At 75.0% G+C, this 268-nt stretch carries 1 protein-coding gene; it reads left to right on the top strand.

The features are described 5' to 3' along the window. Window positions 1–268: tyrosine-type recombinase/integrase (locus tag UK12_RS35670; protein WP_045307383.1), on the top strand; the 268-nt coding region annotated here is incomplete at both ends.

Below are 268 nucleotides of genomic sequence, written 5' to 3'. Positions count from 1 at the left end.
GACCAAGGGCAGCCGCGCCTGGGTCGCCCTCTCCGACCGCGTCGCCGACGCCCTCGACGACCGCGCCGGCTCACGAGCCTTCGGCCAGATCACCCCCGCCGGCGGCTACGTCTTCCACCGCCACGGCCGCCCCCTCCACCCCAAGAGCGTCCTGGACCGCTTCCACCTGCTCTGCGACAAGGCCGGCGTCCCCCGCATCGCCCTGCACGACCTGCGCCACCTCGCCGCCAGCTTCGCCCTGGCCGCCGGCACACCACTACCGGTCGTC

The sequence above is a fragment of the Saccharothrix sp. ST-888 genome (assembly GCF_000955975.1).
Classification (GTDB): domain Bacteria; phylum Actinomycetota; class Actinomycetes; order Streptomycetales; family Streptomycetaceae; genus Kitasatospora.
The sequence above is the reverse complement of the archived record's forward strand: the minus strand, read 5'-3'. Positions and strand labels throughout refer to the sequence as shown.